Genomic DNA, 13,142 nt, shown 5'->3' with positions numbered 1-13,142 from the left:
GGTTTCGCCATGCATAACTGGCCGCAAGCACTGCTCGGTGGCGCGCTGATCGGATTGGCGGCCGTCCTCGCGATGGCAACCGTCGGGCGCATCGCAGGCATCAGTGGCATCGCCAGCGGACTGCTCTACGGCGGCGACGATCACGCCTGGCGCGCGAGCTTTGTATTCGGTTTGCTCTCGGCCGCGCCGCTGTATGCGCTGTTCAGCGGCGGCAGCGGCCTGGGTCTGCCGCAGGTCGGTGCGGCAACGATGTTGATCGCCGGTGTGCTCGTCGGTCTCGGTACGGGACTCAGTGCGGGCTGCACCAGCGGACATGGCGTCTGCGGCATCGCCCGGTTCTCGCCACGTTCGCTCGCCGCCACCGCGATTTTCATGATCGCGGCTATCCTCACCGTCGGCATGATCCGTCACGTTCTCGCGGTGCAGCCATGAAACTGCTCGCCGGTTATGTTACCGGTCTGATCTTCGGCATCGGCCTCCTGCTCGGCGGCATGACCGATCCCGCCCGCATCCTCGGCTTTCTCGATCTGGCAGGCCACTGGGATCCGACGCTGGCGTTTGTGATGTTCGGCGCGGTGGTGGTGACGGCGCCCGGCTACCGCTGGCTGTTCCGCTCCGCCAAACCGTGGCTCGAGGCATCGTTTCATCTGCCGGCAGCGGCCACGATCGACCGACGTCTGGTGATCGGCGCCGTGCTGTTCGGTGTGGGCTGGGGCCTGGCGGGCTATTGCCCGGGGCCGGTCATCGTATCGGCGTGGAGCGGCTCAACAGGCGTGTATCTGCTGCTCGGCGGCATGATTCTCGGATGGTGGCTGGCCAGACGCGCTGCGCGCAACCCGTTTTTTGCAGCACAGGCGACCGGCCATGCAGTGTCCTGAAGTTCGCTCATTTTTTGATTCGCAGACGCGCACCCTGAGTCACGTCGCCTGGGATCCGTCGACGCGCAAGGCCGCGATCATCGACAGCGTGCTCAACTACGATGAAGCCGCCGGTCGCACCAGCCACACGAGCGCCGATGCGATCATCGACTTTGTGCGCGATACACAGCTGCAGATGGAGTGGATCATCGACACCCACGTGCATGCCGATCATCTCACCGCGGCGTGGTATCTGCGCGGAAAGCTCGGCGGCCGCATCGGCATCGGCGAAAAAGTGCGCGACGCACAGGCGCATTTCGGCAAGCTGTACGATGCCGGCGCGGATTTGCGCACCGACGGCAGTCAATTCGATCATCTGTTCGCCGCCGGGGAGACCTATCGAGTCGGCGAGATTCCGGCACGGGCGATTTTTACGCCCGGGCATACGCCGGCGTGCATGACGCATCTGATCGGCGATGCCGCTTTCGTCGGCGACACCCTGTTCAATCCCGACTACGGCACAGCGCGCTGCGATTTTCCCGGCGGCGATGCGCGCGACCTGTACCGCTCCGCGCAGACGCTGTTCGCGCTGCCGGAAGCGACGCGCGTATTCCTCTGCCACGATTATCCCGTACCCGGTCGCGATGGCGTCGCTATCGAAACCACGATCGGCGCACAGCGGCGCGAAAATGTGCACGTACACGTCGGCATCGACGAGGAAGCTTTCGTGCACATGCGCACCACGCGCGATGCGACGCTTGCCGTACCGAAATTATTGTTGCCTTCGGTGCAGGTGAATATCCGCGCCGGTGAACTGCCACCGGCCGCGCCGAACGGCACGCGCTATCTGAAGATTCCGCTCGACAAGATCTAGCCGGCGAAATCCGTCATTGCGCAACCGTCGCGTTGCACTGCACCTCGACCCTCGCGCCGAGCGCGAGCCCGCTTGCCGCGTAAGCCATGCGCGCGGGGAAATGCTTGCTGAAGTAGCCTTTGTATACTTCGTTGAACGCGGGCCACTCGGCGATATCGGCGAGTGCAACCGTGCACTGCACGACCTGGTCGAACGACGAGTGATGGCGCGCGAGATTCGCGCCGATATTGTCCATGGCCTGCTTCGTCTCGGCCTTGACGCCGCCCTCGACGATCTTGCCGTTGGCGCCGATGCCGATATCGCCGGACAGATACAGCATCTGGCCGACCTGCACCGCTTCGGAGAACGGATAGGTCTGGCCCGGTGCGCCCTTGCGCGCAAAGAATTCGGGCTCGGCGGCCAGCGCTTGTGCAGTCAGGAGTGCGAGCGCAGCGAATCCCATCGATTTGGATAAATTTTTCATCATGAGTCTCTCCATACGTCCTTCAGCAAACGGGCGAAATTGCCGCCCAGGATTTTTTCGATGCGCGCGTCGGAATGTTTGCGCGCGCTCAACAATTCCGCGATGCGCGCAAAACGATCGGCGCGGTTGAGATCCGGAATGAATGTATAAACCTCCGGATCCTCGCCCGGCGCGGAGATGCCGCGCTTGCGCCGTTCGTTGACCTCGTCGGCGAATTTCTTCTTGAACTCGGGCGTGACCGCAATCGGCGAAATCACGCCGTCGCTGCCGATACCGACATGGTCTTCGCCGCAGATATCAATCGCGTGTTCGAGATGCGCGATCAGGTCGGTGGCCATTGGCTGGCCCTTGCTGCGCAGGAATGGCATCAGGTAGATGCCGACGTAACCGCCCTTGTCGGCAAGTTTCTTCAATTCGTTGTCGGTCTTGTTGCGCGGCAATGGCGCCAACGCGGCGCAACCGGTATGCGAAATCGCGATCGGCACTTTCGATGCCTCGATCGCTTCGAGCGTAGTGCGCTCACCCGCATGCGACAGATCGACCAGCGCCTTGCGTTCATTGAGTTTTTCGACGAGCTTGCGGCCGAACGCGCTCAAGCCCGCGTTGCCCGGCTCCAGGCAACCGTCGCCGACCAGATTGCGCCGGTTGTAGGTGAGCTGGAAGATGCGCACGCCGAGATCGCGGAAGATGTCGACACGATCGAGGTCCTCGCCCATCGGCGTGGCGTCCTGGAAACCGTAGATCAAGCCAAGCCTGCCGGAGCAGCGCGCGGCTTCGAGATCGGCCGCGGAACGCACCTGCATGAGTCGATCTGGATGTGCCGCGATCTGCGCATTCCAGTAGGCGATGTTCTTGATCGTCTCGTCGTAGTTGCGCGCGTAGCTGCCGACGCCGCTGACGGTGAGATTGACTGCGCTCAATCCAGACTTGGCAGCGTCGGTCAGCGACTCCTGACTAAGTGGCGCAGACGTATCGTCGGTGTAGGAGCCTGGCCCGCCGAGCGAATCGATGCGTGTGGGTAAATTCGCGCCCGGGCAGCCGTCCTTGCCGATCGAAACCGCGCGCGCGATCGACGCCGGGAGCAACGCGGCGGCGAACACGCTACCGAACATTGCCAGAAAATTCCGACGCGAAAATGCGGCATTCATGGGCAACTTTCCTTGCGCATCGATCGAATCGGGTCGACAACTCGCCAAGTTTGTCAGCAAAAAGCACTTTCGTGAACACCTGATGTCTCTGAAAAGGCGGCAATTGCCCGACATTTCCCGTATCCTTAGCGGCTGTTGCCGAAAATCCACGTTGTCCAACAGGAGCTTACGAGTGTTAAGACGCGATTTCGTTCTGGGTTCGCTGACGTTTGCAGGCGCGGCCTTGCTGCCGCGCATCTCGCGCGCCGAAGTACAGGCCGGCAAGGTGCCGGTGCCGTTCACGTTCGACATGACGCCACCGCTGGCGACCCGCGATGCGTTCGTCGAGTGGGCCATCAAGAACCGCGGCGAGGATCCAAAATTCCTGGCCCAGCGCTGGAACCGTCTGCAGGCGCTGATCGCCAACAAGGACGTCTGGGACGACAAGGACAAGATCGCGTTTGCGCTCAACCCGCGCGAGGATTTCTGCCGGCCGATCAATCGCGCGCATGCCTACGAGAGCGCGTTCCTCGATATCGGTTACGGCGTGACCATTTCCGGCCCGCACGCAGTTGCGCGCATGACCCAGTCGCTCGACCTGAAGCGCGGCGAAAAAGTGCTCGAGATCGGCACCGGTTCCGGATACCAGTCCTCGTATCTGTCGCGCATGACCGACAAGGTGTTCACGATCGAGATCATCAAGCCACTGGCCGAACGCACGCGCGGTATCTACGACGATCTGATCGCGCGCGGTTACACCGAGTACAAGAACATCTCGACCAAGCAGGCCGACGGCTACTACGGCTGGGAAGAACACGGACCGTTCGACAAGATCATCGTCACCTGCGGTATCGACCATATTCCGCCGCCGCTGCTGCGCCAGCTCAAGACCGGCGGCACGATGGTGATCCCGGTCGGCCCGCCGGGTGCGCAGCGCGTGCTCAAGGTGCTCAAGCAGCAGGGCGCCGATGGTTCGATCACGGTCGCGCGCAGCGACATCTTCAACAAGATCGTTCCGTTCGTGCCGTTCACCAAGCTTGAAGGCGACGTGATCAAGGGCGCGCACAACGGCGAAGGCAAAGACAAACTCTGATCTTGATCCAAGTCCGCGAAAGCGCCTCCGCCTTCGGCACCTTCCCCCGCTCCGCGGAGGAAGGAAAAACCAAAGCCTCGCACAATGGAATCCTTCCCCTGCGCAAGCGGGGGAAGGTGGCGGCAGCCAGAAGGGGGCAAGCGCCGCCTGAGTCACTTGGTAACCCGGAATGACCACTAGCAAATCCACATCGCCGACTGGCTTGACCGATCGGTCGGCTTTTCTTTTTTACCTCGCCGTCGGCCTCGTCTCCGCCGCGGTGATCGCGCTGCAGATCGTGATCATGCGCATCTTCAGCGTCGGCAGCTGGGCACATTTCGGCTCCATGGTCGTGAGCCTGGTAATGATGGGCTTCGGCCTCACCTCGGTCGTGATGTGTGGCGCGAACGACTGGTTCGAACGCAACTGGCGCGGTGTCGCCAATGTCGCACTGCTCGCGTTCGGCCCGCTGATGGTCGCGGCAAACCTGCTCGCGCAGCAGATTCCATTCAACGCGATCTTCCTGATTTCCGATCCCGTGCAGAAGTGGAAGCTGTTCGGCAACTTCGTGCTCTACCTGACCCCGTTCCTCGCCGGTGCATTTTTCCTCGGCGCGGTGTTCCTGCGCATGAAAGAGGTATTCGGCCGCGTCTACTTCGCCGATCTCGTCGGTGCGGGCATCGGCGGCCTGTTGTTGCTCGGTTGCCTGTATCTGTTCCGCCCGGAAAATCTGATCGTGGTGCCGCTGGCATTATGGTTTGTCGGCGGTACGGTGTGGTTCGCGGCACAAGCGAATCGCAAGGCGATCGCGGCGCTGGCCGTTCTCGCCGTACTTTCCGTCGTCGCGCATTTCTGGTTGCCGGGCGCGTTGTCGATCCCCAAGCTCGCGGTATCCGACTACAAGGGCGTGTCCTACGCGCGCAAGTTTCCGGATGCCGAGCGCGTCTACGAGAACGCCTCGCCGTTCGGCTATCTGGAAGTCTATTCAAGCTCCTACCTGCACTTCGCGCCGGGTCTGTCGGACAACGCCGCGTTCAACCTACCCGAGATTCCGGCGAATGCCTACCTCGGCATGTATATCGACAGCGACGGCCCGTTCGGCGTGATGCGCAAGCTCACCGACGCCGAGAGCGCGTATTTCCGCTATCTGCCGATGCAGTATCCGTATGTGCTCAAGCAGAATCCGGAAACCTTCGTCGTGCAGTTCGGCGGCGGCATCTCCACGCGCGTCGCTCTGCACAACTCGAAGCACGTCACCGTCGCCGAGGGCAACCCGGCGATCCTCGCCGCGTTCCGCAACGACAAGGCGCTGCGCGATTTCACCAGCGACATCCTCAACGATCCGAAGTTGAGCGTGATCGACTACGACGGCCGTCTGTTCCTGGCCAACACCGACAAGCGCTACGACGTGATCGACCTATCGCTCGCCGACTCGGCGGGTCTGTCGAATCCGGGTGGTTTTGCGATCGTCGAGAAATATGCCTACACACGCGAGTCGATGGCCGCCTACATGCGCGCGCTCGCACCGGGCGGCATCCTCTCGGTGACGCTGTGGAACAAGGAAGAGCCGCCGAAATCGGTACTCAAGCTCTACGCGACGATGGTGCAGGCGGCGCATGACGCCGATCCCGGGGCCGATTTCGGCAACGAGTTCTATGCCGTGTCGAGTTACCTCTCGACCGCAACCGTGCTCTACCAGCGCGGCGGCTTCTCCGCCGCCGACGTCGCGAAATTGCATCAGCACTCGCATGCGATGTCGTTCGACGAACTGACCTATCCGGGCTTCGAGTACGACACGACGCAGACCGCGGCGACGTTGAAGTCGTATCGCGAAGGGATATTTGGCGCGGAAGGAGGGGAGACGGGAGACGGGAGACGGGAGACGACGGAGCCTTCCTCGCACAACGTCGCCGACAAGGACGCAGCCACAAAGCTACCGGCTGCGTCCGAACCCACGGCAGCGCCGGCTGCTGATCCGACCGCGCCGGCCGAGCCGACTGCGGCGCCGACTGCCGACCCGACCGCACCCGCCGATGGCGTCGCGATGGCCGATCCGACCGGCCCCGGCGATGGCGGCGATCCGAACGGTCCCGCACCAAAACAGGTACCCGCGACGACGATGGGCCAACTCGCCTGGTATGCGCTGCTGCACGGCGACTGGAAAACGGTGGCCGACGGCTACGTGTTCGATACGCGCGCGCTGACCAACAATCGTCCCTACTTCGCCGCCTACGTGAAGCCCGGCGATCTCACGCGCGTCACCGACCGTCTCGAACTGTTCCAGGACGAATGGGGCTATCTGCTGCTCTGGGCGACGCTCGCGATCGCCGCGATTGCCGCGACCTTCCTCGTCGCGATACCGGTGGTCCTGAGCTGGCGCACGATTTTCTCGCGCTATCCGGGCCGCTTGCGTACCATTTTATACTTTGCCTGCCTTGGATTAGGCTACATCATGGTCGAGGTCTCGCTGATCGCGAAGTTCGTGCTGCCGCTCGGCAATCCGACCGTGTCCGCGTCGATCCTGATCACCGGCATGCTCGTGTTCTCGGGACTCGGCAGCCTCACCTCGGAGCGCTTCATGGAGCGCGCGCGGCGCACGATGCCGGTGATCTTCGTCGCGATCGGCCTGCTGCTGATCGGCTACGGCTTCATGATCGATCCGATCCTCAACGCGATCGGCAGCCTGCCCTACGGCCTGCGTCTGGTCTGCTGCTTTATGCTGATCGCACCGCCGGCGTTCCTGATGGGCTTCCCGATGTCGACCGCAATGACCTGGCTCGGTCGCATGAACAAGAACGCGATGTTCCTCTGGGCCTGGGGCATCAACGGCTCGTTCTCGGTGATCGGCGCAGCGATGGTGCCGATCATCGCGACCTCGTTCGGCCTCGCCGCGGTCCTGCAGATCAGCGGCATCGCCTACCTCATCGCGGCGCCAGCATTCTTCGCGATCTTCCTGCCGTTGAAACCAAATGCCAGAGCGGTTTAGCCGCAAACTGATGAACGCAAAAAACGCAAAAAGAAGCGGAGCAAGTGCAAACGGCAGATTTTTTTCTTTGCGTTTTTTTGCGATCCTTTGCGGCCAACTGCTTTTCTCTCTGCAACCCGTGCACGCCTCGCCAACGCCGCGCATTCCGATCGCACCGCTGCACGAGCCGCTCACGCGCTTCGTCCCGTTCGACAACGCGCCGTTCCCGTTTCGCGGCCTGATTCCCGATTCGGGCAAGCACTTCCTCGATCACGCCGACGGCAATCGCCGCGGCCACACCTCGCCGCGCGACGGTTCGGTGCATTGGGAAGACGAGACGTTCAAGGACAACAAGGTACTTTTATACTTTCCCAAGGGTTTCGATATCCGCAAGCCGGCGCTGATCGTGGTGTTCTTCCACGGCAACGGCGCGACCCTGACGCGTGACGTGATCGAGCGCCAGCAAGTTGCTGCCCAGCTCGATGCGGCCGGCATCAATGCCGTGCTCGTCGCGCCGCAATTTGCGATCGATGCGGCCGACTCGAGCGCGGGCGGCTTCTGGCAGCGCGGTCACTTCGCGAAATTCATCAACGAGGCGGCGACGAAACTTGCGGCGCAGTACGGCGACCATCGCGTCGCCGGCGCGTTCAAGCAATCGAAAGTCGTGCTCGTGGCCTACAGCGGCGGCTATCTGCCCGCGGCATGGTCGCTCGAGGTCGGCAAGGCCGACGCGCGCCTCGCCGGCGTCGTGCTGTTCGACGCAATGTACGGACAGATCGACAAATTCGTTTCCTGGCTCGTGCACGAACACCGGCGGGCGTTCCTGTTCACGGCCTACGGCGAATCCACGCATGAGGAAAACGAAGCGCTCAAGCAGGAACTCGACGAGGCGAACCTGCGCTACAAGAGCACGTTGCCGAAAAAGCTGCTGCCCGGCACCATTACGTTCATCGACGCCGGTGCGGACGTGAAACACGACGATTTCGTCACCCAGGCGTGGACACAGAATCCGCTGACCTGGGTGCTGTCGCGGATTCCAGGCTATCCGAAAACGTCGGCCCTTCCGAAAGCCCCCGCGCACAAGAGGAAGTAAATAATCCCTGTGCTTTAGCCGGGCTTCTTCGCCTTGCTCAACTCAGTGCGCGGACCCGGTGCTCAGATCGCGCGCGCGAGGGTCGCAGCCACCTGTTTTGCCGCATCGAGCGTGGCCACCACGTCGGCATGCGTGTGCGCTGTAGAGACGAACAGGTTCTCATAAGCACCTGGATGGAACAGCACACCGCGCGCGAGCATCCCTTCCCACCAGCGCCTGAAAATTCGTTGATCGGCATGGCGCTCGGCGTCGCGGTAGTTGTGGATCTCTTGCGTCGCAAACCACACCTGCATCAGCGGCCCGATGCCCACCACATAGGCAGGCAAGCCCGCGTCGCGCATGACTTGACTCAATCCGAGGCGCAATTCGTCGGAAACCGCATCGAGCTTCTGATAAAGGCCCGGCGTGTTCAATTCATCGAGCGCCGCATTCGCTGCCGCCACCGCGATACCGTTGGCGGTGTAGGTGCCCGCCACGGACACCGTGCCGTTGGCGACCAGCGCCATGATGTCCTTGCGCCCGCCCATCGCCGCGACCGGGAAGCCGCCGCCGATGCCCTTGGCGAACACCGACAGATCCGGCTTGATGCCGAGGCGGCCCTGCGCACCGGCGAGGCCGAGGCGGAAGCCGGTAATGACTTCGTCGAACAGGAGCACGATACCGCGCTCCGCCGTCAGTTCGCGCATGGCTTCGAGATAGCCGGGCTTGGGCAGGATGCAACCCGTGTTGCACATCACCGGCTCGGTAAGCACGGCGGCGATGCTGTCGCCTTCGCGCTTGATCACGTCGGCCAGCACATCCGCATCGTTCCACGGCAGGATGATCAGATTTTCTTCCACACCCTTGGGCATGCCTGGGCCTTGCGCCACAGGGATCGGATGGTTGTCCGGGCCGGCCTTGGCAATGTTCGGATGCTTGCTCCAATACACGCCGTCCGAGAAACCGTGGTACATGCCCTCGAAGCGGATGATCTTGCTGCGGCCGGTGAACGCGCGCGCCAGGCGCGTGGCATACAGCACCGCTTCGGTACCGGTGTTGCACAAGCGCACCTGATCCACGCTGGGCACGGCGGCGATGATTTTTTCAGCCAGCCGCGCTTCGTCCGCGGTGGGTAACGCGAATACGGTACCGCGTTGCTGAATGAAATCGACGACGGCCTGGGTCACGCGCGCGGGCCGGTGGCCGAAAATCATCGGTCCCAAGCCCAGCAGATAGTCGATGTACTCGTTGCCATCCACATCGCGCAGGCGTGAGCCCTGGCCGCTTTCCACGAACAGTGGATAAGGCGTCCACCCCGACCAGGTCGCACGCGCCGTGCTGTTGACGCCGCCCGGAATGACGTGGCAGGCGGCTTCGAACAAACTCGCGCTGCCGGCCGTGTTGATATCGGCGATTAGTGTGGTGCTGGACATGGATAAGCCTCAGGGTTTGAATTTATCCGTCATTGGCGCGCAGGCGGGAAACGCTCTATAACAGCGAAGCTGGTCATCCAGCTTTTTCTTGCTTCGCTGTTCGCAGGAGCAGAGCGAAAACAAGAACTGGATTCCCGCCTGCGCGGGAATGACGTCATTGGTGTGAAATGGAAGTCTAGGCCGAAACCGCATTCGGCAATGCAGCCGCGGCAGTGCGAGTCGCCGCTGTCAATTTCCCCGAAACGAGCGCCGGCAGCAACGCGAGCGCGTCGGAGAATCCTTCGATCGGCGCATGCGGGATGTTGTGGTCGCGGCAATAGTCGACCAGTTTGCCCTTGGCGAAGACGAAATCCACCGCGCCGCTCACACAGAAATCCGAGGCGCCGTCGCCGATCATCAGTATGCGTTTGCGCGGACCCTGGAAGCGCGCCGCACGCGCGCACTTGCAGGTGCCGCTGGCGACACTGCAGTTGCGGCTGGCGTTCGGAAACTCCAGCCGCCACTCGCGCTCGCCGACCGCCTGCAGACGATTGGCGGTGACCGGCAGCCAGTCCAGATCGTAGTGCGAGAGAATGCTGTGGATCGCATAGTCCAGACCATCGCTCAAGATCTCGATCGGCAGCTCTTGCGCCTGTGCGGCGGCGACGAATTGCGGAAACGCCGCGTCGATCGCACGCTCGGCCAGATGCGCATCCAGTTCCGACTTGCTCATGTCGAGCAACGCGACCTGGCCTGCCATGCAGTCATGCGAATTGATGCGGCCTGCGCGCCAATCGTTTTCCAACACCTCCCAACCCGGCTTGCCGAAGCGCTCGAGCAGGGTATCGGTGGTGTCTTCGACGGAGACTGTGCCGTCGAAATCGCAGAGAAGGGTCCAGCCGGACAAGGGGGGTTCCTCGTAATATTTTGCAAATCGGGTAAAACAAAAAGCCGCTCAGGATAGCGATTTTTGGCCTTTTTCGCCAATAACGGAGTGCGCCGAACCCACTCGGACGGCGCTGCAGCGGCATTGTCCAGCCGCTGCATTAAGGTTCCCTCAACGGCCGTTTGAGGCCACCTGCGGCTTAACAGTTTTGCAAATCCGATTCGCTTAGAATTCGCGCTTCGGGCGTAGCCATCGAATGTGTTGCTCTGCACCAGCTGAGAAGGACGGCCCGATCTCATTTCCGCCGGAGTCGGGCTCGTGAAAAAAAATCGCCGTAACCTCGCCTTGCATCCTCACCGCCAATCGACCGGCGCGAGCGCGTCCGGTTCAAACCGACTGCGTCTGTTTTGCGCGCTGATTCTGAGCCTGGGCGTCGCCGCATTCGCCAGTGCGCAGCCCCCGTCCCTAGCACCGACCGCGGAGCGCAACCTGGTGACTGCGCAGGTCGACTCGGCGCGGCGTCATTCCCTGTCCGGGAATCGTGTCGCATGGGCCAGCGCGCAGAACGATCGTGCCGCGGTGGCGAACGATCTGCCGCTGCGCAATCTGAGCGTCATCCTGAACCGCACGGCGGAACGCGAACAGGCGTTCCAGCAATTGCTCAGGGACCAGCAGGATTCTGCTTCACCGAACTACCATCGCTGGTTGACGCCGGTCGAAGTCGGCGAACGGTTTGGCGTCTCGCAACACGACACCGACGCGATCGCCGCTTGGCTGAGTTCGCAAGGCCTGCATGTCGACGGCATCGCCAACAGCCGCACGCGCATCGCGTTCAGCGGGACCGCGGGCACGGTCGCGACAACCTTCGCCACGCCGCTGCACAACTACACCGTCGGCAACGAGACGCGCATGGCCAACGTCGGCGATCCACAGATTCCCGCGGCGCTTGCCGCCGTCGTGCAATCCGTCGCGGGTCTGCACACGGTCAAGTACCGTCCTGCGCACCGTATGACGCCGCCCCAGCAGGCGCAGGTTACGCCTTCCGTGATTCAGCCCGCCGCCACCTACTGTCCGCAGAGCGGAGCGTGCAGCTACTACGTCTTCCCGACGGATTTCGCCAGGATCTACGATCTGCCCACGTCCAGTATCAACGGCAGCGGGCAGAGCATCGCAATCGTCAGCCGCACGCGTGTGTACGACACCGACGACACCAATTTCATGTCGCTGTCGGGCGTGAGTTTTTCCGCGCCGACAGTGATCGTGCCGCCCGCGGGTACCGACCCGGGGCCGCCTGCCACAACATGCACCACCAGCGGATCGACGAACACCTGCGACAAACCGAGCGATGCGGTAGCCGATCAGAGCGAAGCGACCCTGGATGTGCAGCGCGCCGGCAGCATAGCGCCGGGTGCCACGCTCAAATTGATCGCAAGTATGGACACGGGTTCGGGTGCCTCGAAGGCCGACGGTATCGTGATCGGTATCGAGTACGCGATCGATACCAATCCGGTGCCCGCGCAAATCCTCAGCATCAGTTTCTCCTCGTGCGAGTCCGTCAATGGGGCCAGCAACAGCATTGGCTTCGATCAGCTCTATCAGCAAGCGGCGGCGGAAGGCATCTCGGTGTTCGTCGCCTCGGGCGATGGCGGTGTGGCGGGCTGCGAGGCGCTCGATGCGACTCCGAGCACGACCCAGGTGGTCAGTACGAATACGCTATGCGCATCCGGCTACGTCACCTGCGTTGGCGGTACCGAATTCGCGGATGCGGCCAATCCGTCCGCATACTGGGCGGCGAGCAACAGCACCAATTTCCTCTCCGCGCTCGGCTATATCCCGGAAGGCGCGTGGAACGATCCGCTCAACGGCAGCGGCGGCACGCAGTTCGCGGCGAGCGGTGGCGGAGTCAGCGCCTATATCGCCACGCCGCCGTGGCAGACCGGCACCGGCGTGCCGGGCAATCAGGGACGCTATACACCCGACGTGTCCTTCGGCGCATCGACGCGCGAGGGCTACTTCACCTGCTTTGCCGCACAGGCCGCGTCCTGCGTGGTCACCGCTGGCAAGTTCAGTTTCTTCGGCTCGGGCGGCACGTCCGCGTCGACGCCGAGCATGGCCGGCATCGCCGCCCTGCTCAACCAGAAAACCGGCGCAGCGCAGGGCAATCTCAACCCACGCCTGTACGCACTCGCCGCCAACCCGGCCAACGGCGTGTTTCACGACGTGACCGTCAGCTCGAGCGGCATGTCCGGCTGCGCCGTGTCGATACCGAGTCTGTGCAACAACGCAACGCCGGGACCGAGCGGTCTCTCGGGCGGACTGCAGGGTTTCCTCGTTGGCACAGGCTATGACGAAGCGACCGGTCTGGGCTCGATCGATATCGCCAATCTGCTGAACCGATGGAGCGGCGAGGTGAA

Annotated in this window: 11 protein-coding genes; 7 read left to right on the top strand and 4 right to left on the bottom strand. The window is 62.7% G+C overall.

The annotated features are described in order from the left end of the window. The first annotated feature begins 9 nt into the window (after positions 1-9). Genes VIE67_RS08485 through VIE67_RS08475 form a run of 3 tightly spaced genes read left to right on the top strand, consistent with a single transcriptional unit; the run spans position 10 to position 1,731 of the window. Positions 10-432 (top strand): YeeE/YedE family protein, encoded by a 423-nt coding sequence (locus VIE67_RS08485; protein ID WP_332025196.1) that lies wholly within the window; start codon positions 10-12, stop codon positions 430-432. Then, positions 429-878, top strand: a complete 450-nt coding sequence (locus VIE67_RS08480) for a DUF6691 family protein (RefSeq protein WP_332025194.1) — start codon at positions 429-431, stop codon at positions 876-878. The genes VIE67_RS08485 and VIE67_RS08480 overlap by 4 nt, the downstream gene beginning before the upstream one ends. Beyond that, positions 865-1,731 carry an MBL fold metallo-hydrolase gene (locus VIE67_RS08475; RefSeq protein ID WP_332025192.1) on the top strand — a complete coding sequence of 289 codons (867 nt, stop codon included), beginning with the start codon at positions 865-867 and terminating at the stop codon, positions 1,729-1,731. Before VIE67_RS08480 ends, VIE67_RS08475 begins: the two co-directional genes overlap by 14 nt. 13 nt (positions 1,732-1,744) lie before the next feature. Here VIE67_RS08475 and VIE67_RS08470 read toward each other — a convergent pair whose 3' ends face one another. Continuing rightward, on the bottom strand, positions 1,745-2,197 hold the full coding sequence (locus VIE67_RS08470) for a Rid family hydrolase (RefSeq protein WP_332025190.1): 453 nt from the start codon (positions 2,195-2,197) through the stop codon (positions 1,745-1,747). Further along, complete coding sequence (locus tag VIE67_RS08465) at positions 2,194-3,342, bottom strand: dipeptidase (protein ID WP_332025188.1); 1,149 nt, start codon at positions 3,340-3,342, stop codon at positions 2,194-2,196. Before VIE67_RS08465 ends, VIE67_RS08470 begins: the two co-directional genes overlap by 4 nt. Positions 3,343-3,514: 172 nt before the next feature. Between VIE67_RS08465 and VIE67_RS08460 the strand changes: the two genes are divergently transcribed. From VIE67_RS08460 to VIE67_RS08450, 3 genes are all read left to right on the top strand, one after another. Continuing rightward, complete coding sequence (locus tag VIE67_RS08460) at positions 3,515-4,414, top strand: protein-L-isoaspartate O-methyltransferase family protein (protein WP_332025186.1); 900 nt, start codon at positions 3,515-3,517, stop codon at positions 4,412-4,414. Between the two features lie 169 nt (positions 4,415-4,583). Then, positions 4,584-7,379 (top strand): spermidine synthase family protein, encoded by a 2,796-nt coding sequence (locus tag VIE67_RS08455; RefSeq protein ID WP_332025185.1) that lies wholly within the window; start codon positions 4,584-4,586, stop codon positions 7,377-7,379. Between the two features lie 118 nt (positions 7,380-7,497). Then, positions 7,498-8,451, top strand: coding sequence for an alpha/beta hydrolase (locus VIE67_RS08450; protein ID WP_332025183.1), 954 nt, complete (start codon positions 7,498-7,500; stop codon positions 8,449-8,451). Between the two features lie 62 nt (positions 8,452-8,513). Here the strand turns inward: VIE67_RS08450 and VIE67_RS08445 are convergent, their stop codons facing one another. Together VIE67_RS08445 and VIE67_RS08440 are read right to left on the bottom strand one after the other, a co-directional pair. Next, a complete protein-coding gene (locus VIE67_RS08445) occupies positions 8,514-9,863 on the bottom strand; it encodes an aspartate aminotransferase family protein (protein ID WP_332025182.1) in 1,350 nt (449 codons plus the stop codon). 175 nt (positions 9,864-10,038) lie between these two features. Next, positions 10,039-10,749 carry an MtnX-like HAD-IB family phosphatase gene (locus VIE67_RS08440; RefSeq protein ID WP_332025180.1) on the bottom strand — a complete coding sequence of 237 codons (711 nt, stop codon included), beginning with the start codon at positions 10,747-10,749 and terminating at the stop codon, positions 10,039-10,041. A 297-nt stretch (positions 10,750-11,046) separates the two neighbouring features. Between VIE67_RS08440 and VIE67_RS08435 the strand changes: the two genes are divergently transcribed. Beyond that, a partial coding sequence (locus tag VIE67_RS08435) for a S53 family peptidase (protein WP_332025178.1) occupies positions 11,047-13,142 on the top strand: 2,096 nt, incomplete at its 3' end.

Origin of the sequence: Rudaea sp. (assembly GCF_036560865.1) — a bacterium.
In the GTDB taxonomy this organism is placed as follows: Bacteria; Pseudomonadota; Gammaproteobacteria; order Xanthomonadales; family Rhodanobacteraceae; genus Rudaea.
Note: the sequence above shows the minus strand (reverse complement) of the source record. Positions and strands in the feature narration are given on the sequence as shown.

Bases quoted from the DNA above. Each gene is read 5' to 3' on its own strand.
- VIE67_RS08485 (WP_332025196.1), top strand. From the start codon at position 10: ATGCATAACTGGCCGCAAGCACTGCTCGGTGGCGCGCTGATCGGATTG.
- VIE67_RS08480 (WP_332025194.1), top strand. From the start codon at position 429: ATGAAACTGCTCGCCGGTTATGTTACCGGTCTGATCTTCGGCATCGGC.
- VIE67_RS08475 (WP_332025192.1), top strand. From the start codon at position 865: ATGCAGTGTCCTGAAGTTCGCTCATTTTTTGATTCGCAGACGCGCACC.
- VIE67_RS08470 (WP_332025190.1), bottom strand. From the start codon at position 2,197: ATGATGAAAAATTTATCCAAATCGATGGGATTCGCTGCGCTCGCACTC.
- VIE67_RS08465 (WP_332025188.1), bottom strand. From the start codon at position 3,342: ATGAATGCCGCATTTTCGCGTCGGAATTTTCTGGCAATGTTCGGTAGC.
- VIE67_RS08455 (WP_332025185.1), top strand. From the start codon at position 4,584: ATGACCACTAGCAAATCCACATCGCCGACTGGCTTGACCGATCGGTCG.
- VIE67_RS08445 (WP_332025182.1), bottom strand. From the start codon at position 9,863: ATGTCCAGCACCACACTAATCGCCGATATCAACACGGCCGGCAGCGCG.